Genomic DNA, 25243 nt, shown 5'->3' with positions numbered 1-25243 from the left:
TGGTTACGTCCAAGACATCTATTGCACCAAACCGATAGCCTACGGTTATGGAACGCCAGCAGCTCGAGTACTTCGTCGCGATCGTCGAGCACGGTGGATTCACCCATGCCGCGCGGGCGCTGCGGGTAGCCCAGCCGTCGCTGTCGCGGGCCATCGGCAAGCTCGAGCGCGAGCTGGAAGTGCCGCTGTTTCACCGGGTCGGCCGCAACGCGGTGCTGAGCAACGCGGGCCAGCTGATGGTCGACCGCGCGCGGCAGGTGCTGCGCGATCTGGACGCGCTGCGCGCCGCCGCCCAGGCCGTCGGCGCTGGTGTCGTCGGACGCGTCGATGTGGCGGCCACCTCATCGTCGACCCTGGAGCCGGTGATCGGCACCATAGCCGCGCTGCGCGAGCATCACCCCGGCGTGACAGTCGGTACCTGGTCGGCACTGTCGGCCGCCGAAGTGGTCGCCATGGTGTTGCGCGGGCGCTGCGAGGCAGGTGTGTGCGGCAGTGCGGAACGGCCCGCCGGGCCGGGATTGGTGGCCCATCACCTGCGCGACGAACAGTTCCTTCTCGTCGCCCCGCCGGGCACCGAGATCGGCGAGAACGGCACCGTGGCGCCAAAAGATCTACGCGGCATGAGTTTCGTGCTGCCGCCGCCGGCCACCGCGGTGCGCGCCCGGTTCGACCGGCTCGCCGCGACCGTCGGCGATCTGCGCATCGCCGCGGAGGTCAGCGACCGCAGCGTCGTACTTCCCATGGTGCTGCGCGGCATCGGCGCCGGCCTCATGCCGGACGGCTGGCACGAACTCGCCTGCCGCGCCGGTGCCGCGGTCTATCGCTTCTCCCCACCCGAACAGCTACCGCAGTGGCTCGTATACCGCAGCGGCCCGCTGACCGCGGCGGCCCAAGCCTTCGTCGAAACCACCCTCACCCAAGCCGCGGCGGCGCGGACCCCCACCGAAGGGCCCTCCTGAGCCCACCCCATCGGGGGCCGACCATCGCGGAGCCCCTGGACGCGGACCAGGTAGCTCAGCGACCCGTATGCGTCGGCGTCCCGCGCGCGTGTCTTCGGGCGGACCTGCGCGCGGGACGACGAACGCCGCGCGATAGGTGCCTAGCCGGAGTTGCGCAGGGCGGTGGCCAGGCCGTTCATGGTGAGCAGGATGCCGCGCTTCACCAGCTCGGAGTCGTCGCCCGCGCGCAACCTGCGCAGCAACTCGACCTGCATCTGGTTCAGCGGCTCCAGATACGGGAACCGGTTGTGGATCGACTCGGCCAGCGACGGGTTGTCCGCGAGCAGGTGATCGTTGCCGGTGACCGCGGCGTGCATGCGGATGGTGCGGGCATGCTCGTCCTTGATCATCGTGAAGATCTGTTCGCGCAACGCGGCGTCCTCCACCAGTTCGGCGTAGCGGGCCGCGATGTCGAGGTCGCTCTTGGCCAGCACCTGCGCCAGGTTCGACAGCACCGTGCGGAAGAACGGCCAGCGCTCGTAGAGATCGGTGAGCGTGGCGAGGCGTCGCGGATCGTCGCCGACCCACTCCTCGAGCGCCGTGCCGGTGCCGTACCAGCCGGGCAGCATCACCCTGGCCTGGCTCCAGGCCATCACCCACGGGATGGCGCGCAGGTCCCCGACCGTATTCGTCGGCTTGCGCGAGGCGGGCCTGCTGCCGATGTTGAGATCGCCGACCTCGGCGACCGGCGTGGACTGCCGGAAATACTCGACGAATCCCGGTGTGTCGTGCACCAGCCGGGCGTAGGCGGCGCGGGCGCGCTCGGCGAGTTCGTCCATCAGTTCGTAGGAGGGCTCGGCGTCGGGCCCGAGACCTTCCACGTCGAGCAGCGTCGATTCCAGCGTGCCCGCGATCAGCGACTCCAGATTGCGGTGTGCCGCACCGCGTTCGGCATACTTGGCCGCGATCACCTCGCCCTGTTCGGTGAGCCGCAGCGCGCCGCGCACCGCGCCGGCGGGCTGGGCGAGGATGGCGTCGTAGCTGCGGCCGCCACCGCGACCCACGGTGCCGCCGCGACCGTGGAACAGCCGCAACCGGATACCGAACTTGCGCGCCACCTCGACCAGATCGAGCTCGGCCCGGTACAGCGCCCAGTTGGCCGCCAGGTAGCCGCCGTCCTTGTTGGAATCGGAGTACCCGAGCATCACCTCCTGGCGCATGCCGTGCGCGGCGACCAGGTCGCGATACACCGGAACATCCAGTGCCGCCGCCAGAGTCGCGGCACCGGCGCCGAGGTCCTCGATCGTCTCGAACAGCGGGACGATGCCCACCGAGCAGCTCGGCGGCCCGTCCGGCTCGCCGGGATCGAGCAGGCCGCCCTCCTTCAGCAGCAACGCCGCCTCCAGCATGTCCGAGACCGAGGTGCACATGCTGATGATGTAGTTGGGCACCGCCTCCGCACCGAAGGTGCGCACCACATCCCGCGCGGCACAGACGATGTCGATCTCCTTGCGGGCCAGCTCGCTGAGCCTGGCGTGCGGGCCGAGCAGCGGGCGCCTGGTGCGCAGCTCCGCGGCGAGCAGCTCCACCCGGTCGGCTTCGGACAGGCTCGCGTAGTCGGCGTGCACACCGGCCCAGGCCAGCAGTTCGGCGACCACCTGCTCGTGGATCTCCGAGTTCTGCCGCATGTCGAGGCTTTGCAGGTGGAAGCCGAAGGTCTCGATCGCGTACCGCAGCGCGGCCAGCCGATCATCGGCGAGCAGGTCGTCACCGGAGGCCCGCAGCGAGACGTCGATGGCATCGAGATCGTCCAGCACGTCCTGCGGGATCTGATACGGCTCGGCGCCGACGTCGAGCCCGTCGGGCGGTACCTCGCCGAGCGCGCGCACCGCCGTGGCGGTCAAGCGGCCCCGGATGCGGTGCAGCGCACGGCGATACGGTTCATCGGCATGGGTGGCAGGCTCCGGGTAGCCCGCCTCGGCCAGCGCGGCGACCGCAGGGGTGACCGGCACCAGCCGCGCCGACAGTGCCAGCACCTTCTCCAGTTCGACCAGGTCACGCAGGTAGCGGGTGAACGCCACCGCGGCCGCCTGATGCCCGGCCTGACGCACCACATCCGCGGTGACGTACGGATTGCCGTCCCGGTCGCCGCCGATCCATGATCCCGGCCGCAGGATCGGGCGCGGCAGCAGTTCCACGCCCGGCCAGCGCGAGCGCAGCGCCGCGCGCACCTCGGCGTTGATCGCGGGGATCACGTCGAACAGGGTGATGTCGTAGTAGCGCAGGCCGACCGAGATCTCGTCCTGAATCCGCAAGCGCGCCAACCGGATCAGTGCCGTGCGCCACAGGCTGAGCACCTGACGGCGGATCTGCCGCTCGAAATCGGCGCGCCTGCGCTCGGTTTCGGTGTAGCGCTGGCGCAACCGCATCAGCTCGGTGATCCTGGTCTGCGCGTCGAACACGGTGCGGCGGCGGGTCTCGGTGGGGTGTGCGGTGATCACCGGTGACACCAGCGCGTCGGCCAGCAGATCGGCCACCTCGGCGCCGTCCAGCGCGGCCGCGTCGAGCTTGCGGTAGGTGGCGGCCAGCGAGGAATCCTGCGGCGGCTCCCCCGCCGCCTCGTGCGCGGTGCGCCTGCGGTCACGCTGGATATCCTCGGCCAGATTGGCCAGCAGCACGAAGTAGCTGAACGCGCGGATCAGCGGCAGCGCGACCGTGATGTCGACACCGTCGAGCATCTCCGCGACCGCGCTGCGGTCGACCTCGGCGCGCCGCACCCGGAACGCCTCGATCCGCACCCGCTCGATCAGCTCGAACACCTCGGGGCCCTCGTGATCACGGATGGTGTCACCGAGGACGCCGCCGAGAAAACGGATGTCGTCGCGCAGCGGCCGGATCGCGTCCTGCTGCGCCTCGCTCGTCGATTCGCCCATGATCGAACAGTATTGCCGCAGGCGCGCGTGCGGTATGCGACGGATCCCACACCTAGGCCGCCCGATCACACCGATCCGAACGCCCCGCAGATCCGAATAGCACCTGTAATGACCGGTTCTGCTCAGGAGGCCCTTGATGCGTAAGTTCGCCGTCGCCGTCGTCATCGGTGTGGTCGTCATCGCCATCGGACTGTTCGTCAGCGGCGGCCCCACCCTGTCGGGCGTCGAATAGACCGGAGCACAGCGGGCCGGTACCGCTCGGTCGAACAGAGCGGATGATCCAGTGGACTCGTGCGATGCCTCGGCCACGTCGACGACGTACCAGGCAAAGCACGGTCCTCGCCGCCTTCCCTGCCACATTGCGTTGAGCGCTGCGCCGCGTTCAGCAGCCGCTGCGGCTGCCGGTAGCGCCGCGACAAGCGGTACCCGCGGCATATCCGTGGTGGCCGGTCAGGCCCGGCGACGACCTAGCAGGCTGGGATCGGTGGCCGATCAGGCTCGGAGGTGGGGCCGCAGCGGTGGCCGGGGTGGTTACAGGTCGCGGACTACTCGGGCGGGGTTGCCCGCGGCGAAGACTTGGGCGGGCAGGTCTTTGGTTACTACGCTGCCCGCACCGACCACGGTGTTCTCGCCGATGGTGACGCCGGGGCACACGATGACGCCGCCGCCGAGCCAGACGTTGTCGCCGATGTGGATCGGTGCCGCGGTTTCCCAGCGCTGCCTGCGTAACTCGTGCTCGGCCATGGGATGCAGGGCGGTCAGGAGTTGGCAGCGCGGGCCGATCGACACGTCGTCACCGATGCGGATCGGCGCGCAATCCAGCAGGATCGCGTCGTAATTCAGGAAGCTGTTCGTCCCGATCTCGATGAGATACCCGTAGTCGCACTGGAATCGGGGCATGATCCACGAGCCTTCGCCCAGTTTGCCGAGGAGCTCACGCAAGAGTGCGTCGCGCCGGTCGGTCTCCTCTGCGCCCGTGCGATTGAACTCGTCGCACAACGTCTGCGCGCGCCGCCGCTCGGCGACCAGCTCGGGATCGCTGTCCCGGTACAACTCCCCGCGGAGCATCCGCCCCTTCTCCACACCCACGTGCCCACCGTAACCGAGCTGACCGCCACCGTGCCGTCCGCACAGTGCGGACACCCGGTTCCGCCGACCCGGAGTTCTGGGAAAACCCGCTGAGCGAAGGAAACTGGGCCCGGACAGCGAACGAGCCCGACCGTGGCTACCGGTCGGGCCCGCTCTCGGTGGAAAATCAGGCGGGCAGCCCCTGGACGGACAACCGATGGAACAGCACCTGCTCCAGCAGGGCAACGAGCACCTCTTTGACCGACTCGCGGTCGCGCGCATCGCATTCCAGGACCGGAATCCAGTCCTCGAGCTCCAATGCCTCGCGCACCTCGGCGAGGTCGAAATGGGTGCCGTTGTCGAAACGGTTGACCACCACCACGAAGGGGGTCTGCTTCTCCTCGAAGTAGTCCAGCACCGGGTAGCAGTCGTCGACCCGGCCGGTGTCGACCACGATGACCGCGCCGAGCGCGCCGTCGACCAGGTCGTCCCACAGGAAGACGAAACGATCCTGCCCCGGGGTACCGAACAGGTAGAGAATCAGGGAGCGGTCCAACGTGATTCGGCCGAAGTCGAGCGCGACGGTGGTCTGCGTCTTGTCCGCCCGCCGGCCCGGATCGTCGACGCCGACCGACACCTCGGTCATCGCGGCCTCGGTGACCAAGGGCTCGATCTCGGAGATCGCCCCGATGAACGTGGTTTTACCGACACCGAATCCACCGCTGATCACGATCTTCACCGACGACGGCATGGTCGGTCCCTGTGCGGGCGGGCTCATGATGTCACCTCACTCCCGACAAGCGCGGCCGAGCGCCGGCACCGAATTCGCTCACTACGTTCGCTCATGTCAGAGTGCCCGTACAAGATCTCTAATCCTCTCGATGGCAGCGGTGGACAGTTGATCGGATTCACGGACGGTTACGTAGCCCGCGGCGGCGAGGTCGCTCACGACGACCTTCGCGACACCGACCGGAACCCGCAGGGCCGTACCGATCTCGGCGATGGAGTGCGGCTGCTGGCACAGCTGCACCACGGTGCGCTGTTCGAACTGCAGCGGGGCCGACAACGCCGAAGGCGGTGCCTGCACCAGAGTTTCGATCCGCAGACCGTCTACCAACGGCGTCGTGCGCCCCGCCGTGACGACAAAGGGACGCACGAACTGTTCATCACTGTCGACAACTTCTTCAGCCGGAGCAGGCTGGCCGGGTCGATCCGGATCGAACCATCCGAACATTCGGTTCATCGGGATCATCCGCGGGTCCGGCAACCGCGGCCGGTCAGGATCTCTCATCTTCGTAATGTCTCTCGCAACTCGGAAATCAACGCCGGGTCAAGGAGCGACCCGGCGCGTTCGGCAAGCACAGCCATTTCGTAGCCGACCAGACCGATATCGCAGTTGCCGTCGGCGATCACGCCGAGGCAGCTGCCGTCCCCCATGGCCGAGACGAGCAGGAACCCGCGCTTCATCTCGATCATGATCAGTTTGAGCCCGTCGAACGAGTAACTGCGCGAGGCGCTTTTGGCGAGGCTGGCCAGGCCGGACACCATTGCGGCGAGCCGGTCCGCCGAGGTGCGGTCGAGACCGTCGGACATCGCGATGAGCAGGCCATCCGAGGAAACCGCCACGGTGTCGCGCACTCCATCGGTCTCCCGAACGAAGTTGGCGAGCATCCAGTTGAATGTGTGCGGATCTGCGCTCGGTAAATGGGTGGTCACCGGTTCTCCTCTGCGATGGACGGGGCGGTCGGCGCCGGATCGTCGGCGCGGGTTTCATGGTCGCGCGCACCGACATACGGCCGCGTCGTCGACGGCGCGGGCGGGGCGCCACGCTCATGACCGGCACGGAACGACGACAACATGTTTCGGGTCTCCTCGGGCGAGCGCTCCGTGATCGGCGCATGATCCTGGCGCGGCGGCGTTCCGCCCGCGTCCCGCCGCGGCTCGGTTCCCGGTGCCGTGCCTGCGGAGCGAGACTTCTTGTTGCGCTTGACAAGTCCGTTGCGCGTGGTGCGCGGGCCCGGGCCGGTCGGTGGCGCAACAGATGTTACCGGTGCCTCCACCGGCGCGTCACCGGATTCGAAGATCCGCCACATGGTTCCGGTGTCGGTGGCCGTCTCCGGCGCGAATTCCGGTTGCGGAGAGACGAAATGGGAGTACGCCGAGGTCGGGCCGGACGCCGCGGCGGGCATACCGGTGCTCGTGTCATACCGCACCGCCTCGTGCCGCCCGGTCCGCTCGGTGGGCAGTTCGTCGCCGTAGTGCGAGGCGTCGGACTGATGCCGGTTCTCGCCTGCGGGGCGCGCGGTGCCGTTGTGCTGCGCCGAGACCGTCGGCAGAGCGTGCGCCGGTCCGGGCAGGCCGGGTGTACGCGGCTCTGGCACCGAATTGCCTTGCAGCGCAGGGCCATTGTGCATCGGATCGAGCTCGGCCCGGTCCGCGGCGGGCAGCTCGGCGTCGGAGCCCCAGGACGGCTCGACACCGGTGCCGGAGATCTTGCCGCGCACTCCCCCGCGCTGATCCTGTTCCTGCGCAAGGATTTCCAGGGGCAGCGCGAGCCGCGCGACGATACCGCTGACCGGCGAGACGTTGAGTTCGACGGCGATGCCGAGCCGTTCGGCCAGCCGGCCGACCACGTAGTGGCCGAGGTATCTGGTCGGCGCGACGATGAAGTCCTGTTCACCGCGCAGCCTCGCGTTCGACTGGGCGAGCTGGTCGGCGGGCATGCCGATGCCGTGGTCGACCACCGCGAGCAGGTAGCCCTGCGGCACCCGGCGGCCGTAGATCTCGACCTCGAGATCCGGTGGGGAGAAGGCGAGTCCGTTCTCGATGAGCTCGGCGAGCATGTGCGCGAGTTCGCTCACCACCGATCCGGCGATGAGCACGTCGTCGACCCGGCGCAGCACCACCCGGCGGTAGTCGTCGACCTCGGACAGACCGGCGCGGATGACATCGCTCAGCGCGATCGGCTGCGCCCAGCGACGCGGGCTGGCCTCGCCGACGAGCACGAGCAGGCTTTCGGCGTTGCGGCGCATGCGGGTGGCCAGGTGGTCGAGCTCGAACAGGTTGGACAGACCCTTCGGGTCGAGTTCCTCGCGCTCGAACTCGCTGATCAGGGCGAGCTGGCGACGCACCAGGTTCTGGTTGCGCCTGGCCAGGTTGGCCATCGACTCGGTGGTGTTGCGACGCACCAGCGCCTGCTGCGAGGCGAGCTCGAAAGCGGTGGTCTGCACGCGGTCCAGCGCGCCGGCCACGGCCGCGATCTCGATACTCGAACCGGCCGGAACCTGCACGGCCGCAGGCGCTTCCGGGCGGCCCTCCTCGGTGTGCGACCACGCGTCGATGACCTGGGGCAGGCGCCGCGATGCCACGTCGTCGGCCTCACCGGCCAGCGCGGCGAGCGGACGGACGATGGCGCGCACCGAGGTGATCACCAGCAGGATCATCGCGACGATGGCGATGGCCGCGCCGACGAGGAAGCCGATCAAGTTGAGCAGCGCGGCACTGCGCAGGTCGTCGGCGCGGGCCCGCACGTCGGCGCCCACCGCCTGCTGCACGTTGCCCTGATCTTCGAGGGCGCCCGACATCTGCGTCCACCAGGCCATCGGGTCGACCTCGCGGACCAGCGGTCCGTCACTGGAGGCGATCGCGACGCTCTCGGCCTGCTCGGCCTTGGTGGCGTTGTCGCTCAGCAGCGCCGCGTCGAGCTTGGCCTGCTGCCCCTTGGTCGCGTAGCGGGAGAAGGTGGCCAGGCCGTTCAACTTGCTGGACCGAATCTCCATGAACTGCACGTATTCACCGCCGCTGAACCGGCCCGCGACGAAAACGCCGTTGAGGAAGCCGCGCTCCTTGTCGAGCTCGGCCTTGGCCTCACCGAGGGCGTAGAGCGCCTGCAGACCGCGCTGGATCTGCGGGTCACGCGCCTGGTCCAGACCGAGCGCAAGGCGGTTGAACGCGGCGACGGCGTCGGTATAGAACTGGAAGACCACCTGCCTGCTGACCCGGCGCGTATCGATCTGCACGCGGGTGTTCGCCAGCAGGTTCAACTGGCCGAGCGCGGCGCGCACCTGATCGGCGCCCGGCGTGTCACCCGAGGCGGCCTCGGTCAACTGCGCGAGCGTGGCGTCGACCTTGCCGCGCTGATCGAGCAGCGGTTGCTGCAGGCGATTCTCACCGCCGAGCAGGCCGTTGGTGATGCCGAGCTCGCGCTGGATCTGGTTGGTCAGGTCTTGCACGCTCAGCGCCAACTCGACGGACTTCACCGTGGCATTGGCTTGGCGATAGTCCGAAATCTGGCCGTAGACCGTGACTCCGAGCAACGCGAGCACCAATATCAGCGACAGCGCGAGAATTCGGGACAGCTGACCGCCGATCGTGCGCGGCCGGACGATTCCCGACATTCTGCCGTTCGCCGACGGCTGCACACCCGAGGCAACCGCAGGTTGGAAATCCGGTGTGTCCCCGGGCTTTTGTTGCCGTAGACGTAGACGCACCAACCTGCTACTCCTCCGAAAAGCCAGCCGTGACAGCTCCACGACGAGCGCACGGAAAGTCTCCGAGCAAAATCCCATATGCCCGGTGCCCCGTCAACTCGAGGACGCGCCGACCCGCGCTTTGTTCATACTTTTCAACCGTGCCGCACCCAAGGGCTACCAACTGGCCAGTTTGTGGCCACCGCGAAGCGACCTTGCCGACATCCGGTGCTGGTCAGGATATTACGCCGTACATACGGGCGACATTCCCCCGTCAGCCCCGAAAAAGCGTCGGCACGATCGCTCGATGCCCTTGCCGGACGGGCCGATTCGATCGTGCCGAGTCACCTGCTCGCCGCACCGGATAGCGGTCCGCCAACAGACAGCAACCGTTCAGCTAGTAACTGATCGAGTTTCAGTGCAGCTTACAAACCATATACTTCGCTATGCTTCGCCGAGGATGGCGAGCACCTCGTCGGACCGGAAGAACGGCTCGAGCCGCTCGCGAATCAACTTGGCCAACACGCCGTTTCGTTTCGCACCCTCGATCACCGCGGGTCCATAGCGCAGGATCTCGGCGGCGATGTCGTCACCGGAAAGGCCGAGTTCGGGCAGCATGGCGGCGAGGGTGTAGTCGCCGTACTTGGTGAAGAACACCTCGACGCACTCGTCGACGAGCAGCCCGAAGTATTCTTTTTCCCTTGTGGTGACGGCGATTTCGTAGCAGAGCAGCACCAGCTCGTTGAGATCTTTCTGGCTCAGGTAATCCCGCAGGCCGCTCACCGGTTCGTCGGCGTGCAGGTCCCAGAACTCCATCGCCGCGTCGTGCACCGGGGCGTCGCGCAGCATTTCACGGATCGCGTTGTTGGTGCGCTTGAGCGCGAACACCGCGCCCTTACCCGCCATGTCACCGATAAAGGTGCTCTCGGTCGCCTTCTTCGCGGTCTTCGCCGCGGACTGCCCCATCGAGATCAGCGAGGAGACGCCGGGGATCTTGCCCGCGATCTGCCGGTTGGCCTCCATGAAATCGGAGATCAGCTTGTCGACGAACTTCGACGCGACGGTGGCCACCAGCGGGGATTCGGTGAGCCGGTCCAGGATGCGCTCCTGGGCCTGATGCATCCCGAAGATCTTCTCCAGCAGCGCTTCGACCGGTTCGCGGTCGACTACCTGCCCGAGGGTGTAGTCGTTGTTGTTCGCGATGTGGTCGTAGATCGAATCGGCGAAGACGCCGACCATGTCGGCGATCACCGGGCTGCCACCGATCAGATCGATGATGGTGGCGACGGTCGCCTTGGCCTGCTCGATCTCGACGATATCGCGGAAGATCAAGGTGTCTGCGACACTCAGCACCGATTCGACGTCCCGGGCCACCACCTCGGCGAAACGATCGCCGCTCACCTCGGCGAGCACGAATTCCACCTGGGCATCGAGTAGCCGTTCCGAAATTTTACGCGGCTCGCTCATCTGCGGTTCCACCCATCACAGTCGTAGTACGGTGCGCCCGGCCAGATTACCGACCCGGTGTTTCGGTGTCGTTGCCGCGCAACGACTTCCGAATCTGATCCAGGCGCTCGCGCGCGGCTTTCTCCCGCGCGTCCCATTGTTCGTCGACACTGCGGCCCGCCGGGGTCTGCTGATCGAGCTCGCCCATTCCCTGCGCGGTGCCGAAGCGCTGCTCGACTTTATCGCGAACTGACCCCCAAGTAGGGACACCCGATGCGGAATATCCGCCCGTCTCAGTCGGTGCGGCCGTACCGGTCGGCGGTACCGGTACCGCGGGTACCGCGGAAGTGCCCGCTACCTGGTCGGATACGTCGCGGATCGGCGGCACGTCATGCACCGGCAGCCTGGGCGTGGCAGGAGTCACACCGGGCAGCGGTGGCGCATCGCCCGCGCCGACGAGCCCGAGCAGTGCCGCGTGCACCACCTCGAAGCCTGGGCGTTCGGCCGTCGCGACCAGCAACACACCGATCAATTCCGGGTCGGGCAGCGCCGTCAAGCGCGCCAAGATCTCGCTGTTGTCAGTCATATGGCCAGGCTACGCAGCATCGAACGCCGCGCGGCCGGTTCGCGCGGTGCGCCGCTACCGCCGCACTACCGCCCGCGCCCAGTCGCGGACGAGTTCGAACCACACGCGCCCGCCCACCAGGATCAGATCGTTGTGCCCCGCGCCGGGGAACACCTTCAACTGCTTGGGCTCGCGGGCGGCGGCGTAGAGCCGTTCGGCATGCCGCAGCGGCAGGAGTTCGTCCTGATCGCCGTGCATGATCAGCACCGGAACCCGCAACCCGCGGATGCGTCGCTCGCTCGGATACGCGTCGGGGATCAACGGTCGCGGCAGGAACGGATAGATCGAGCGGGCGGCGTCGCGCATGCCGGAGAAGGTGGACATCAACATCAGCCCGGCGGGCGGATGCGCCGCCGCGAGTTCGAGCATCACCCCGCCACCAAGCGATTTGCCCAGGTAGAGCACGCGCTCCGGGGCGACGCCCTGCTGTTCGAGCAGGACCCGGCGCGCGGCGCGGGCGTCCTGGTAGGTGCCGTACTCGGTCGGGCGGCCGGTACTGCGGCCGTAGCCGCGATAGTCGAAGGCGAGCACGTCGAACCCCGCCTCGACCAGCAACGCGAACAACGCGACCCGGTCCCCCACATTGCCGCCGTTGCCGTGCGCGAACAGGATGTGGCCCACCGAATTCGGCGCGGGCAGCCACCACCCGTGCAGCGTCTCTCCATCCGCCGTCTCGATCGTCAGGTCGGTGTGGTCCATGCCGAGGATCGCCGGCGTCTGCAGGATCTGCCGCTCCGGCATATACGCCAACGCATTCAGGATCGAACTGGCCGGATGTCGCATGCCTAGTTCTTACCGTTCGCTGCGCACGGCGTGCCACTCGGGCGGTCTATCGCGAGACCTGCGCCGATGAGCGCGCGCCCGGGGAATCTTGGTTCGCCGCGCGGGGATCGGGTAACCGGAGAGAGGTTCTGCTCATCGAGGAAGGGAAATGGTCAATGCGGAGAACTGTTCTCGTGGTAGCCACGCTCGTCACCTCGCTCGCCGGATTCACCGCTGCGGCCGGACCGGCCGGCGCGGTCGACGACAAGCAGACGTGCACGTCGGTGCGGGATATGGCGACCGAGTTGAACAGCGGGATCAACGGGGCCAAGAGCAAGGACGCCGGCGCCGCCGACGAGGTGCGCAGCGTGTTCTCCACCGCCGCGACGAAACTGGAGACCACGCGCGACCTGGCCGACGACGGTCCGGTGAAGACCGCGATCGACCCCGCGGTCACCCAGATGCGCCGGGTGTCCACGGCCTCGGACACCGAACTGGGCACCGTGCTCCAGGATCAGGCCTTCCACGACGCCATGTCGGGGCTGGATCAGGCCTGCGGTATCTGACCGGACAGCCGACGGGCCCGCAAGCCGTGGCTTGCGGGCCCGTCGTCGTTCGAGATCAGCCGCGCAACACCGCGCCCACCGCGGCGGCCGCGGCGGCGACCGCGGCGTCGCGGGCGGCGCTCGCCTCGTCCTCGGTGAGCGTGCGGTCGGTGGCACGGAACCGCAGCGCGTAGGTGAGCGACTTGCGTCCCTCGCCTGCCTGGGCGCCCTCGTAGACGTCGAACAGCGCGATGTCTTCGAGCAGTTCGCCACCGCCGCTGCGCAGCGCCGATTCCACCGATGCCGCCGGGGTGGCCTGCTCGACGCTCACCGAAACGTCCTGCAGCACCGCGGGGAACGGCGAGATCGTCGGCGCCGGGCGCTGCTCACGCAGCGGGAGCGCGTCGAGATCGAGTTCGACCGCGCAGGTGCGCGGCGGCAGACCGGAACGTTCCAGCACCGCCGGGTGCAATTCACCCGCGTGTCCGATGACCGCACCGTCCACGACCAGCTCCGCGCAGCGGCCCGGGTGCCACGGCAGGTGCGCGGCGGCGCGACGCTCGATCGTGACGCCCGCGGCCTCGGCCACCGTGTCGGCGAGCGCGAACGCGTCCGCGGCCTCGGCCGGACGGCCCTGGCCCCACGGGCCACGCGGCTCGCGGCGACCGGTCAGCACCGCGGCGACATGCACCGGCTGGGCGGGCAACGAGTCGATCAGTTCGGCGATCTGCTCGTCGCTTGGCCTGCGGTCCACCGGCAGTGCCTCGACCGGACGCACGTTGTCGCCGGGCAGCACCACCTGGGCGATGCCGTAGATGGCGAGGTCGCGCGCGCCGCGAGAGATGTTGCGGGCGGCCACTTCCAGCAGGCCGGGCAGCAGCGTGGTGGCCAGCTCGGCCCGCTCGACATCGAGCGGGTTGAGCACCCGAGTGGTCGCCCGGCGCGGGTCGTCGGCGTCCAGGCCCCAGACGTCGAACACACCGGCGGGCAGGAACACCGGCGCGGGCACCTCGACCGCGCCCGCGAACGCCAGTGCCCGGCTCACCGCGCGGCGGCGGCGCTGGGTGCCGGTGAAACCACGCCCGGCGGGCGCGGTCGGCAGCACCGACGGGATCTGCTCGAGCCCTTCGAGCCGCAGCACCTCCTCCACCAGATCGGCGGGCTGGGCCAGGTCCGGCCGCCAGCTCGGCGGGCTGACCACCAGCTGGCCGTGCCCGGTGGACTCGTCCACCGCGACCTCGACGGTGCAGCCGATCTGGGCGAGCCTGCGCGCGGCGGTACCGGTCGGGTAGACCACCCCGGCGACGCGATCGGCCAGATCGATGTCCATCCGGATCGGCGCGGCCGCGGGCACCGGGACACGCACGTCGGTGAGCACGGCTTCGACTGTGCCACCGGCGATCTCGGCAAGCAGCGTGGCGGCGCGGTCGAGCGCGACGACGTTGATCTCCGGGTCGACGACCCGCTCGTACCGCTTGCTCGCCTCCGAGGACAGCTTGTGCCTGCGTGCGGTCCGGTAGACCAGCAGCGGGTTCCAGGTGGCGGCTTCCAGCACGATATCGGTGGTCTCGGCGCCGACCTCGGTGCTCGCCCCGCCCATCACACCGGCCAGCGACACGACACCGGAATCGTCGGCGATCACCACGTCCTCGGCGTCGAGGGTGCGCTCGACCTCGTCGAGGGTGCGCAGCGTCTCGCCCTTGTTCGCGGCACGAACCACCAGCTCGCCGGTCAGCTTCGCGGCATCGAAGGCGTGCAGCGGCTGGCCGAGTTCGAGCATCACGTAGTTGGTGACGTCTACCGCGGGCGAGATCGGGCGCACCCCGGCAAGCAGCAGTCTGCGCTGTAACCACCAGGGGCTCACCGCATTCGGGTCGATGCCGGTGACCCGGCGGACCGCGAAGCGGGTGCACCCGGACGCGGGTTCGATCCGGAGCGGCCAGGCCGGTGCCTGGTCGTCGGGCAGGGTGCGCACGGCCGGATCGGCGTAGTCGAGATCGAAGCCGCAGGCGAGCTCCCTGGCCAGGCCGCGCACCGAGAAGCAGTAGCCGCGGTCGGGGGTGATGTTGAGCTCGATCACCGTATCGTCGAGGCCGAGCAGCACATTCGCGTCGGTACCCGGCTCGGCGGTGCCCGGCTCGAGCACCAGGATGCCCGCGTGGTCCTTGCCGATGCCGAGTTCGGCGACCGAGCAGATCATGCCGTTGGATACGTGTCCGTAGGTCTTGCGCGAGGAGATCGCGAACCCGCCGGGCAGCACGCCGCCGGGCAGCACCACCACGACCAGATCACCGACGGCGAAGTTGGTTGCGCCGCAGACGATCTCCTGCAGCTCCGGGTTGCCGACATCGACCTTGCAGAACCGGATCGGCTTCTTGAACTCGGTGAGTTCGGTGATCTCGGCGACGCGGCCGACGACAAGGGGCTTATCGATCGTGCCGGTGACGGGCTCGAGCTTGTCGACCTCCTCGACCTCGAGCCCGACCCGGACGAAGCCCGCGTCGAGCTCCTCCGGCGTCACCGACCAGTCGGGGGTGGTGCGCTGGATGATGTCGGTCAGCCAGGACTGCGCTACTCGCACTTAACGTTTCGCTCTCTCGATCGAAGGGGCCGGAAAAGACGGTGGGGGCTCAGGACCGCACGCCGAACGGCAGCGTGAAGCGCACGTCGCCCTCGACGATGTCGCGCATGTCCGGGATGCCGTTGCGGAACTGCAACGTCCGCTCCAGGCCCATCCCGAACGCGAACCCGCTGTACACCTCGGGATCGATCCCGCTGGCGATCAGCACCTTCGGGTTCACCATGCCGCAGCCGCCCCACTCGACCCAGCCCGCGCCGCCCTTCTTGTCCGGGAACCAGACGTCGACCTCGGCCGAGGGTTCGGTGAACGGAAAATAGTTGGGCCGCATCCTGGTTCGGGTGTCCGGACCGAACAGCGCCCGCGCGAAGGCGTCCAGGGTGCCGCGCAGGTGCGCCATGGTCAGGCCCTTGTCCACGGCCAGTCCCTCCACCTGGGAGAAGACCGGGGTGTGCGTGGCATCGAGTTCGTCGGTGCGGAAGGTGCGGCCGGGGCACACCACGTAGATCGGCAGTTCCCGCTCCAGCAGCGAGCGCACCTGGACCGGCGAGGTATGCGTGCGCAGCACCTGACGCGAGCCCTCGGGAGCGATGTGGAAGGTGTCCTGCATGGTGCGGGCCGGGTGGTCGGGCAGGAAGTTGAGCGCGTCGAAGTTGAAGTGCTCGGTCTCCACCTCGGGGCCCTCGGCGACCTCCCAGCCCATCGCGACGAACACGTCCGCGATCTGTTCCGAGATGACCGTGATCGGATGCCTGGCGCCGACCGGCCGCCGACCGGCGGGCAGCGTGACGTCGATCGCCTCGGCCACCAGCACCGCGGCATCGCGCTCGGCGAGCAGCACGGCGCGCCGCGCCTCGAACGCCTCGGACACGCGGGCCCGCGCCACGTTGACGCGCTTACCCGCCTCGGCCTTCTCGGACTTGGGAATGCTGCCCAATGCGCGCTGGGCCAGCGCCAGCGGCGCCTTGCCGCCGAGGTGCTCGGTCTTCGCGACCGCGAGCGCGTCGAGGTCGGCGGCAGCGGCAAAGGCTTTCTCGGCGGCCGCCGCCGCGGCGGCCAGTGCCTCCTCGGTCAGCGTCGCGTTCTGCTCGACTGCGTCGTTGTCGTCGGCCACGATGGTTCGACTCTCCCCTGGGGATCGGTTCGCGAGTACGGCTCATTCCCTACCCACATTGCTGCTGGTGGAATCCTATTGGATGGGTCTGATCCGATTCACGCGGATTCCCCGCTACCGCCGCCCAGCCGGGTTCGCCCTGGTACGCCGTGCCGCAGTCGCGCGGATCAGGAACCGACGAGACGCACCCCGGCGCGGAATCACACGCGTGGGATGCGGCGCGAGAATCCGTGTTCAGCGCACCGGCACGATGCGAGCGGCCAGGTCCGCACCCGGTTCGGCGATATTTACGACCTGGTCCGCGAGCTCACCGGCGCGGCCGTAACCGAGGCGCGGGAGTTCATCGCGACGGGCATACTGCTCACGGTGCTGAGCGCGATGCGGGTGGCCGGGCCCGGCGCCGTCACCGAACCGTGGGCGGTCGCTGAACGACCGCACCGGATCGACCGACTGAGGCCGGTCAGCCGACACTGCCCGCCGGGTCGGCCCCGACCGCGGACTCGCCCGCCACGGGTGGTTGCGCCGCCCGCTCTGCCACGGCGCGCGGCGGCGCGGGAACCGGTTCCGGCACCGGCGGTTCCGGCTCCGGGAGCAGCTGCTCGGCCCGCACGACGGCCAAGTACTCGGCGTGCGTGTCGAGCGGGATGACGCCGAAAACCCTAGGGCGACGCACCTCGACGGGATTGCCCCCACGCTGTCGGGCCCGAACCCACTTCCGCACCGCCGCGCGCTCCGCGCGATAGCGCCCGCGCTGATCCGAACGCGCGATCGGCACACCGTGTGCGCGCTCGAGCTGCTCGATGATCGCGCATTCGTTGCGGCGCTTGCGATGACGCGGAAAGTCCAGCAGCGTCAGCGGCACGAACAACAGGAAGGTCACCGCGAACGGCAGCACGTTCGCCTGCCAGTACCCGGTCCGATCGCCGCTGACCGTCGTCGCGAAAAGTGCTGCGGTGCAATACAACAGCCAGAACAGCGTGGGCAGAAGAAACCAGGGATGCAGCCATTCGCTCGGCAGCGGACGCTCCGCGCCGCGGAAGGCGCGCGGGTCGCGTCCGTACAGGCGCATCAGCGGTCCGACGCGGCGGCGGGCCTCGTCGGACCAGGAGTCGGCGAGCGCGTCGGCGGCATCGCGCATCGCCTTGCCAGCCCACCAGTTGGAGAACAGGCACGACGCGTTGCTCAAAGCCCCGGCAAGACAGATGATCACGAGCGCCCCGGTCAGCACCCCGGGGGCGGTGAAGCGGTCCCGGTTCGCGGAAAGGATTGCGGCACCGCCGATCAAGAAGCCGTTGAGCGTCATCAGCCAGGACATGCGCTGCCCGATGATGTCGTGCTCGAACTTGATCCGGTCCGCGAAGACCTCGACCAATGTCGTCTCGAGCTCGATGCTCGCGGCGGTATTGTCCGGGGGCTCAACCGCTGCCATGTCCGCGAACCACCAAACTGCCTAGATCGGGAAGAAGCTCGGGTGACAGCGGTGCGACGAGTGTCATGATCAACGCCCGGACCTCGGCCCGCGCGAGATACCCCGCCATCACACGATGAGACGAGTCTAGAAGAAGCAACTCCCGCCCGACCCGATATGTGGGAAGCAGCAGCACGAACGGTTCGGTCGACGCCTCGATCCGCGCGCGGAACGCCGCGACCCGCTCCTGGCGGGCGACCGGCCACAGCTCGCGCAACCCGGCGGCCTCCCGCACCGTCAGCGCGGTCGCGCCCGGATCGCACCAGTCGGCCGGACGGCCTTGCGCGTCGACGTGCCAGACCGTCCGCAACGCGCCGAGCGCGGCCCAACCGCTCGTGACCTGTTCGGTGACCGGCACATTCAGCTCAGCGAGCGCGTTCCAGTCGAGCTGCGCGCGGATACTACCGGAGAACAGCGTCGCGAAATCCTGGAAGTCGGCCACCCACCCACTTCACCAGAACTCCCCCGTACATGGCCAGATGGCGCACGGACCGGTCGTCGATGCGTGCTATCGCGCGTAGCGGACGCGGGAGTTGGCGTAGAGACAGATGGCCGCGGCGGTGGCCAGGTTCAGGCTTTCCGCGCGGCCGCGGATGGGGATGCGCAGGCGATGATCGGCGCGGCGGGCGACGGCGGGATCGAGCCCGTGGGCCTCGTTGCCGAACAGCCACGCCACCGGGCGGGTGAACAGCTCATCGGCGTCGTCGAGGTCGACCTCGCCGTTCGCGGCGGTCGCCAGGATCGTGATACCCGCTCCGGCAAGGGCATCCAGCGTCTCGCCGATATCGCGCTGCCTGGCGATCGGCACATGGAACAGGCTGCCCGCGCTGGCGCGCACGCACTTGCCGTTGTGCGGGTCGACCGAATCACCGGCCAGCACGACACCATCCGCGCCCACCGAATCGGCGACCCGGATCAGGGTGCCCGCGTTGCCCGGCTCGGCCATCTCGACCGGTACGGCGAGCATCCGCGGCGCGGTGTCGAGCACCTCGCTCAGCGCCACGTCGAGCAGCTCGCATACCGCGACCAGCCCCGGGGCGGTAACGGTTTCGCCGAGCTGCTGGGCGGCGCGGTCGCTGACCAGCGTGGTGCGCACGCCGCCCGCGGCGGCACCGGCGACCAACTCGTGTTCGCGGGCGGCGGCACCGGCGGAATAGAACAGCTCCCGCACCCGGCCGGTATCCAGCGCCGCGGCAACGGAATTAGCACCTTCGGCCAGAAAGAGACCGGTCTTGCGACGCTGCGCGCCGCGATGCAGTTTGACAGCGGAAACGACCCGCGGATTGCGCTCGGAGAGCGCGTCCACGGGTCGTTCCGAAAGAGGTCCGCTGGTCAACGTCGGCTTAGGCAGCCGGCGCGTTGACGTCCTGCGGCAGGGCGGCCTTGGCGACGGCGACGAGACCGGCGAACGCCTCGGCGTCGGAGACAGCGAGCTCGGCGAGGATCTTGCGGTCCACCTCGACACCCGCGGCCTTCAGGCCCTGGATGAAACGGTTGTAGGTGATGTCGTTCAGCCGCGCCGCGGCGTTGATGCGGGCGATCCACAGCTTGCGGAAGTCACCCTTGCGCGCCCGGCGGTCCCGGTAGGCGTAGGTGAGCGAGTGCAGCTGCTGCTCTTTGGCCTTGCGGTACAGCCGCGAACGCTGGCCGCGGTAGCCCTTGGAGGCCTCGAGAATGGAACGACGCTTCTTCTGAGCGTTGACGGCCCTTTTGACGCGTGCCATGGGTCAGTCCTGTCGATCTAGGGGGCGCATGCGGGGCACCCGGGGGGTTGGTCGGTGGGTCGGCGTCCGGAATCCGGAACGCGGTCTGCTGCCGGTCTCTCAGAGACCGAGCAGCCTCTTCACGCGCGGGACGTCGACGGACGCGACGGCCTCCGTGCCGTCCAGACGACGAGTCCGGCGGGTCGACTTGTGCTCCAACAGGTGGCGACGGTTGGCCTGCTGGCGAAGCAGCTTGCCCTTGCCGGACACCTTGAATCGCTTCGAGGCGCCGCTGTGGCTCTTCATCTTCGGCATGGATTCCTCTATCTGTCTCGTCCCGGCGGTCCTTGCGGGCCGCCGGCTCTGATCGGTATTACTGCGGCGAGTCGGCCTGCTCGGCCGCAGCCGCGGCGGGCGCCGTGCTCTGCTGCGCAGCGGGCTGCTGCGGCCGCGGAGCCGACGACTCCTGCTGGGCTTTCACCCGCGTCTTCGCGCCCTTGTGCGGCGCGAGGACCATAGTCATGTTGCGACCGTCCTGCTTGGCCGAGGTCTCGACGAACCCCAGGTCCGCCACGTCCGCGGCGAGCCGCTGCAACAGCCGGTAACCCAGTTCGGGCCTGGACTGCTCGCGACCACGGAACATGATGGTCACCTTGACCTTCGACCCGGCCTCGAGGAAGCGCATCACGTGGCCCCTCTTGGTCGCGTAGTCGTGGTCGTCGATCTTCGGGCGGAGCTTCTGCTCCTTGATCACGGTCTGCACCTGGTTCTTCCGAGACTCGCGCGCCTTCTGCGCCGTCTCGTACTTGAACTTGCCGTAGTCCATGATCTTGCAGACCGGCGGACGTGCATCCGGAGCGACCTCGACGAGATCGAGATCTGCCTCCATGGCGACGCGTAGTGCATCTTCAACACGCACGATCCCAACCTGCTCGCCGCTGGGTCCGATGAGCCGGACCTCGGGAACACGGATGCGATCGTTGATGCGGGTCTCAGTGCTGATGGGGCCTCCTAGGTCAAGCGGTGTCGTCAAGACGACCGCACGCAATAACTGCAACCCCTGTTCAACACGAAAGCCCCGGTGCGGTATTCCGCAACGGGGCCCGAGTCGACCGGTCGACCGCACGCGAAAGTACGCGCTCGGTCTCGTACGCGCGATTCTCCTTCGAGAGAACCCCCGCACAAGAAACCCGCCTCTGCGGAGGCGGGTGACCGGACCGTTTGACCTGACGATCGCTCGTCGGCAACGGTGGGAGTCGGGCTCCACTTATCAGCCCCTGGCTCGAAATCTTGGTAGAAGACACAACCCGGGGCGGTCGTCAGCGGAAAGTCTAACATTCCGTTCGGCTATCGCCGAATCGGGTCCGCGACCAGGGGCCGAGCACCGGCGACAGCCGCGCGCACCGGGCAACCGAACCGCCCTACTAGGGTCACCAGTATGACTGATGAGCTCGACGACGCCGTGCGCGAACTGGCCGACATCCCCGCGGTGGAGGTGATCAGCCGGGCCGCCGTGATGCTGATGAGTTCGGCGGCGGAGAAGCTCGGGCTCGCGGACGAGGATCCGGACAACAGCGCGCGCCGCGATCTGGACGAGGCGCGCCGGGTGATCACCGCGCTGGCCGGTCTGGTCACCGCGTCGGTGGAATACCTGGGCCCGCACGCGGGCCCGATCCGGGACGGACTCCAGTCGTTGCAGCGCGCGTTCCGGGAGGCGTCGGCACATCCGGACGAGCCTGGCAAGGGGCCGGGCGAGAAGTACACCGGGCCCGTCTACTGAAACCGGTCCGCGAGTAACCGTGCGGCGCCGCGACATTCGGCGCCGCACGGCACACACTCGACAAAATCTTTCCCGTCGGGAAACTTTGCCCACTGGGCAAGTTTTGCGGTAGGCTCGTGTCATGGCCGAGGAACTGAGTCTGCGGGAGCGCAAAAAGCTCGACACCCGTCGCGCATTGAGCGACGCCACCCTGAATCTGGCGTTCGAGCGCGGCTTGGACAACGTGACGCGCGAGGACATCGCGGCCGCGGCCGGAGTGTCGGTGCGCACGTTCAACAACTACTTCGCGAACAAGTTCGAGGCCCTTGCCTATCGCAACCTCGACCGAATCCGCCGCAGCCTCGATGAATTCCGGGCACGCCCGGACGATGAACCGCTGTGGACCGCGATCGCCGAGTCCATCGTCGCGCCGTTCGTCGCCGACGGCATCCGCGACGTACCGCCGACCAAGGCGCAGCTGACCGGGGTCCGCACGCTCATCGAGGTCGCCCAGAACCACGTCCCCATCGGCAAGGAGCTCACCGACGAGTGGGTCGCGGCGATCGCCCGGCGCACCGGCACCGATCCCGAGCGCGACATGTATCCGCACCTGGTGGCCGGCGTGATCATCGCCGTCATGCGCGCAGCGGCGCGGGCGTACGTGAACGCCGATCCGCCCGTACTCATCACCGGCCTGCTCCGGCAAGGCTTCGACGGGGTGGCCGCCGGGCTCCCCGAACCATCCGGTCACTGACCGCCCGAACACAACCAAGAATTTCACACACCACAGAGGGGTCTATTCGTCATGCCCGAAAACTCTTACGACGTCGTCATTTCCGGTGCGGGCCCGAACGGTCTGCTGCTCGCGGGCGAGCTCGCCCTCGCCGGCGTCCGGCCGCTGCTGCTCGACCAGATGCCGGGCCCGAGCGCCGAGCCCAAGGCGAACGGCCTTGTCGGCCAGGTAGTTCGGCTGCTGGACATGCGCGGACTGTACGACGAGGCGGGCACCGCGCCGCCGCCGTTGCCCGGCTACATGTTCAGCGGCCTGCCCTACTCGTGCGAGGACATGCCGGACAAGGTGATGTACGCGAAGCTCATGTCGCAGCCGAAAGTCGCTCGGCAACTGGAGAAGTGGGTGCTCGGACTCGGTGTCGACCTACGGTGGGGGCACCGGCTCACCGAGCTGTCGCCCTATGACGGCGGCGTCGCGCTCACGGTGACCGGGCCGGACGGCGTCTACGAGCTCGACACCACCTTCCTGGTCGGCGCCGACGGCGGAAAGAGCTTCGTCCGCAAACGGCTCGGCATCGAGTTCCCGGGCAGCACCAACACCGACGACGTCACACGGCTGGCGCATGTCTGGGTGCCCGACGAACTGCGCACCGCGGACGGCGGCCTCGACATCCCCGGTTTCGGGCGAATCGATTTCGGGCACAACTACTTCGAGCGCGGCGGCGTGATCTACGCCGAGCTGGAGCCGGGCCGCACGATGCTCGCCACCAAGGAGACCGGCGGCGAACCGGCGCCCGAGGGCACCGCGATGTCCGTCGCGGAACTGCGCGCGAGCCTGCGTCGGATACTCGGTGTCGACGTGCCGATCGAGGAGCCCCGCTCCCCCGCCCCGAACGCGTTGCGGCGCATCGACAATCAGAACACCCGGCAAGCCGAGCAGTACCGGCGGGGGAACGTCTTCCTGGTCGGCGACGCCGCGCACGTGCACTCGGCGATGGGCGGGCCCGGATTGAATCTCGGCATGCAGGACGCGGCCAACCTCGGCTGGAAGCTCGCCGCGCACCTGAATGGCTGGGCCCCAACGGGATTGCTCGATACCTACCACGCCGAGCGGCACCCCGTAGGGCTCCGCGTCATGATGAGTTCCCTCGCCCAGTCCGCACTGTTCGCACCCGGCCCCGAGGTGACCGCGTTGCGCACGCTGTTCGGCGAACTGCTCGAGATGCCCGACAACGCCGCCTACATCGCACGCTTGATGGCCGGCGCGGACGCCCGCTACGACACCGGCGTCGACCACCCGCTCGCCGGCTATCTCGTGCCGGACTTCCCGATCGAAACCGCCACGGGCACAACGCGGGTGACGGAGTTGCTGCGCAAGGCACGACCGGTCCTGCTCACCCTCGGTGGCGGCGCGCCCTTCGCCGAGGCCGCCGCCCCGTGGCTCGATCGCGTCGACCTCGTCACCGCCGACAACCCCGACGCCCCCGCCACCGCCCTCCTGATCCGCCCCGACGGCTACGTCGCCTGGGCCACGAACACCGCCACCGACCTCGACGCGGACCACCTGCGCACCGCCCTCACCCGCTGGTTCGGCGAACCCCGCCCCTGAGTGCCACGGATCCGTGCGCGCCGCGAGTCTGTCGCGGCGCGCATAGCGGATTCGCCCCACAGCGCGCACAGCGGACTCGCTGACGAATCCGCGTGCGCGGTCGGAGTTCTTGCGGGGGTGCATGGTCCGGGTGTGACCGGGCGGGTTCAGGTGCGGAGGAACTCGGCGATGGGGGTGGTTTGGCCGAGGATGGCGTGGCCTACGTCGGGGAGCACGCGGACTGTGGCGCGGGGAACGCACCGGCGGACGCGGGCGGCGGTGGCCGCGGAGTCGAACATGACGTCGCGGTCACCGACCAGGACCAGCAGCGGCATGGCGATGCCGCGGAGTTGGTCGTCGGGAAACAGGGGCAGGCGCTCGGTGCGCGGGTTGAAGGCGGCGAAGGTCCGCACCACGTGGTCGAGGGCGGCCTCGGTGTCCGGCGAGTTCAACCCGGTCACCAGGCGCGCGGTCCGGCGCGCACCGCGCCGCCCGAACAGGCGCAGCAACAACGCTTTCGGCAACCAACCCATCGTCTGCGCGCCGATCCCACCGGGGCACAACAGCACCAGTTTCGTCACCCGCCCCGGCCTGCGCGTCACGTAATCCAGCGCGAACCAGCCGCCGAGCGACGTAGCCACCAGCGAAAACTGGTCGACACCAAGGCCTGTCAGCACCTCGTCGAGCCACAGCGCATACGCCGCCGAACCCAGCGGCGGCCGCGCCGGCGCACTACCACCGGGCTCCCCGATGAGGTCGACCGCGTAGACCCGGAAATCCGTTGCCCACGTGGCGATGTCGCCGAGCCACATGGTCGCGTTCGCACCCGAACCGTGCAGCAGCACCAGCGGCGGCGCGTCCGGCGGACCGGACACCACCACGAAGGTCTCCCCCGCACGCGTCGGTATCCGCACTTGCTCGGCAGGCACCGGCCAGGCATCCAGCCCCGCCCGGTAGTGCTGCCGGATCACTTCGGCACCGTGCTCGGTCTTGTAGATCGTGCCCATTTCCCCACCTCGACTATGCGCGGTGCCCGTCACTAGGCGAGCACCGCTTCGATGTAATCCAGCAGTCGTGCCGTGTCCGCCAGGCCACCGAGCACGATGACTTTCAGCCGCGCCCGCTGCGCGTCGTAGACCGTCTCGATCCGCAACCGCTGCTCGTCCGCCGAGCGGTTCGCGGCGGCACCCATGACCAGCGAAATGACCCGGTCTGCGGTCGCGGCGTCGACCGCGTCCACCTCGACGATGCTCGACACCTCGCTATACCGTTGCCGCCCAACGCTTTCCCGAACCGCGGCGGGCACCGGGCGACCCGTGAACGCCTCCAGATCCGCCGCCGCGATCCGATACTGCTTGCCGATCCGCACCGCCGTGAGCCGCCCGTCGCGCACATAGTTGCGGATAGTGCGGACATGCAAACCCAACCGCTCGGCAACCTGCTCGACAGAGTAGAAGGCATCAGACATAAAACTACCTTAAACATCCCCATCCAAGGACACAATAGATAACTTTA

25 protein-coding genes are annotated in these 25243 nt (G+C 68.6%); 5 read left to right on the top strand and 20 right to left on the bottom strand.

Annotation, left to right across the window (positions count from 1 at the left end; genetic code table 11):
* Positions 1–47 precede the first annotated feature (47 nt).
* Complete coding sequence (locus F5X71_RS12525) at positions 48–959, top strand: LysR family transcriptional regulator (protein ID WP_167462091.1); 912 nt, start codon at positions 48–50, stop codon at positions 957–959.
* A gap of 140 nt (positions 960–1099) precedes the next feature.
* Here the strand turns inward: F5X71_RS12525 and ppc are convergent, their stop codons facing one another.
* From ppc to F5X71_RS12480, 9 genes are all read right to left on the bottom strand, one after another.
* Complete coding sequence (gene ppc / locus F5X71_RS12520; protein WP_167462090.1) at positions 1100–3871, bottom strand: phosphoenolpyruvate carboxylase; 2772 nt, start codon at positions 3869–3871, stop codon at positions 1100–1102.
* A 531-nt stretch (positions 3872–4402) separates the two neighbouring features.
* On the bottom strand, positions 4403–4939 hold the full coding sequence (locus F5X71_RS12515; RefSeq protein ID WP_203218330.1) for a sugar O-acetyltransferase: 537 nt from the start codon (positions 4937–4939) through the stop codon (positions 4403–4405).
* 187 nt (positions 4940–5126) lie between these two features.
* Positions 5127–5690: a GTP-binding protein gene (locus F5X71_RS12510; protein WP_203218329.1), complete on the bottom strand. Its 564-nt coding sequence runs from the start codon at positions 5688–5690 to the stop codon at positions 5127–5129.
* 96 nt (positions 5691–5786) lie between these two features.
* Complete coding sequence (locus F5X71_RS12505; RefSeq protein WP_014983447.1) at positions 5787–6191, bottom strand: DUF742 domain-containing protein; 405 nt, start codon at positions 6189–6191, stop codon at positions 5787–5789.
* Between the two features lie 35 nt (positions 6192–6226).
* Positions 6227–6655 (bottom strand): roadblock/LC7 domain-containing protein, encoded by a 429-nt coding sequence (locus F5X71_RS12500; RefSeq protein WP_014983446.1) that lies wholly within the window; start codon positions 6653–6655, stop codon positions 6227–6229.
* Positions 6652–9336, bottom strand: coding sequence for a sensor histidine kinase (locus tag F5X71_RS12495; protein WP_167462087.1), 2685 nt, complete (start codon positions 9334–9336; stop codon positions 6652–6654). Before F5X71_RS12495 ends, F5X71_RS12500 begins: the two co-directional genes overlap by 4 nt.
* Positions 9337–9852: 516 nt before the next feature.
* Positions 9853–10875 carry a hypothetical protein gene (locus tag F5X71_RS12490; RefSeq protein WP_167462086.1) on the bottom strand — a complete coding sequence of 341 codons (1023 nt, stop codon included), beginning with the start codon at positions 10873–10875 and terminating at the stop codon, positions 9853–9855.
* 46 nt (positions 10876–10921) lie between these two features.
* On the bottom strand, positions 10922–11440 hold the full coding sequence (locus F5X71_RS12485) for a hypothetical protein (protein ID WP_167462085.1): 519 nt from the start codon (positions 11438–11440) through the stop codon (positions 10922–10924).
* Positions 11441–11494: 54 nt separating this feature from the next.
* Positions 11495–12229, bottom strand: a complete 735-nt coding sequence (locus tag F5X71_RS12480) for an alpha/beta hydrolase (protein ID WP_342803769.1) — start codon at positions 12227–12229, stop codon at positions 11495–11497.
* 188 nt (positions 12230–12417) lie between these two features.
* On the opposite strand from F5X71_RS12480, the gene F5X71_RS12475 reads away from it, so the two are divergent.
* Entirely contained in the window at positions 12418–12807 is a 390-nt protein-coding gene (locus F5X71_RS12475) for a hypothetical protein (protein WP_167462083.1), read from the top strand.
* Between the two features lie 55 nt (positions 12808–12862).
* Here the strand turns inward: F5X71_RS12475 and pheT are convergent, their stop codons facing one another.
* The 9 genes from pheT to infC all read right to left on the bottom strand — a co-directional run bounded on the left by pheT (position 12863) and on the right by infC (position 20706).
* Positions 12863–15367: a phenylalanine--tRNA ligase subunit beta gene (gene pheT, locus F5X71_RS12470; protein WP_167462082.1), complete on the bottom strand. Its 2505-nt coding sequence runs from the start codon at positions 15365–15367 to the stop codon at positions 12863–12865.
* A 49-nt stretch (positions 15368–15416) separates the two neighbouring features.
* Positions 15417–16478 carry a phenylalanine--tRNA ligase subunit alpha gene (gene pheS, locus F5X71_RS12465; RefSeq protein WP_167462081.1) on the bottom strand — a complete coding sequence of 354 codons (1062 nt, stop codon included), beginning with the start codon at positions 16476–16478 and terminating at the stop codon, positions 15417–15419.
* A 234-nt stretch (positions 16479–16712) separates the two neighbouring features.
* Positions 16713–16916 carry a hypothetical protein gene (locus tag F5X71_RS12460; RefSeq protein WP_167462080.1) on the bottom strand — a complete coding sequence of 68 codons (204 nt, stop codon included), beginning with the start codon at positions 16914–16916 and terminating at the stop codon, positions 16713–16715.
* 22 nt (positions 16917–16938) lie between these two features.
* Positions 16939–17907, bottom strand: coding sequence for a hypothetical protein (locus tag F5X71_RS12455; RefSeq protein ID WP_167462079.1), 969 nt, complete (start codon positions 17905–17907; stop codon positions 16939–16941).
* Positions 17894–18388 (bottom strand): hypothetical protein, encoded by a 495-nt coding sequence (locus tag F5X71_RS12450; protein ID WP_167462078.1) that lies wholly within the window; start codon positions 18386–18388, stop codon positions 17894–17896. The genes F5X71_RS12455 and F5X71_RS12450 overlap by 14 nt, the downstream gene beginning before the upstream one ends.
* A gap of 66 nt (positions 18389–18454) precedes the next feature.
* On the bottom strand, positions 18455–19252 hold the full coding sequence (locus F5X71_RS12445; RefSeq protein ID WP_167462077.1) for a TrmH family RNA methyltransferase: 798 nt from the start codon (positions 19250–19252) through the stop codon (positions 18455–18457).
* A 37-nt stretch (positions 19253–19289) separates the two neighbouring features.
* Positions 19290–19670: a 50S ribosomal protein L20 gene (gene rplT / locus F5X71_RS12440; protein ID WP_014983432.1), complete on the bottom strand. Its 381-nt coding sequence runs from the start codon at positions 19668–19670 to the stop codon at positions 19290–19292.
* Positions 19671–19769: 99 nt separating this feature from the next.
* Positions 19770–19964 carry a 50S ribosomal protein L35 gene (gene rpmI / locus F5X71_RS12435; protein ID WP_014983431.1) on the bottom strand — a complete coding sequence of 65 codons (195 nt, stop codon included), beginning with the start codon at positions 19962–19964 and terminating at the stop codon, positions 19770–19772.
* 58 nt (positions 19965–20022) lie between these two features.
* Positions 20023–20706: a translation initiation factor IF-3 gene (infC, locus tag F5X71_RS12430; RefSeq protein WP_174817051.1), complete on the bottom strand. Its 684-nt coding sequence runs from the start codon at positions 20704–20706 to the stop codon at positions 20023–20025.
* A 381-nt stretch (positions 20707–21087) separates the two neighbouring features.
* Between infC and F5X71_RS12425 the strand changes: the two genes are divergently transcribed.
* From F5X71_RS12425 to F5X71_RS12415, 3 genes are all read left to right on the top strand, one after another.
* The gene (locus F5X71_RS12425) at positions 21088–21429 is read left to right on the top strand and encodes a DUF1844 domain-containing protein (RefSeq protein ID WP_042255946.1); all 342 of its coding nucleotides are present in this window, start codon (positions 21088–21090) and stop codon (positions 21427–21429) included.
* Between the two features lie 121 nt (positions 21430–21550).
* Positions 21551–22162 (top strand): TetR/AcrR family transcriptional regulator, encoded by a 612-nt coding sequence (locus tag F5X71_RS12420; protein ID WP_167462075.1) that lies wholly within the window; start codon positions 21551–21553, stop codon positions 22160–22162.
* 51 nt (positions 22163–22213) lie between these two features.
* Positions 22214–23749: an FAD-dependent monooxygenase gene (locus F5X71_RS12415; protein WP_167462074.1), complete on the top strand. Its 1536-nt coding sequence runs from the start codon at positions 22214–22216 to the stop codon at positions 23747–23749.
* A gap of 146 nt (positions 23750–23895) precedes the next feature.
* Here F5X71_RS12415 and F5X71_RS12410 read toward each other — a convergent pair whose 3' ends face one another.
* A complete protein-coding gene (locus tag F5X71_RS12410) occupies positions 23896–24735 on the bottom strand; it encodes an alpha/beta fold hydrolase (RefSeq protein ID WP_167462073.1) in 840 nt (279 codons plus the stop codon).
* A 32-nt stretch (positions 24736–24767) separates the two neighbouring features.
* Positions 24768–25196 (bottom strand): helix-turn-helix domain-containing protein, encoded by a 429-nt coding sequence (locus F5X71_RS12405; RefSeq protein ID WP_167462072.1) that lies wholly within the window; start codon positions 25194–25196, stop codon positions 24768–24770.
* Positions 25197–25243 lie beyond the last annotated feature (47 nt).

The organism is Nocardia brasiliensis (assembly GCF_011801125.1).
GTDB lineage: Bacteria > Actinomycetota > Actinomycetes > Mycobacteriales > Mycobacteriaceae > Nocardia > Nocardia brasiliensis_C.
This window is presented reverse-complemented; position numbering and strand designations above follow the sequence as displayed.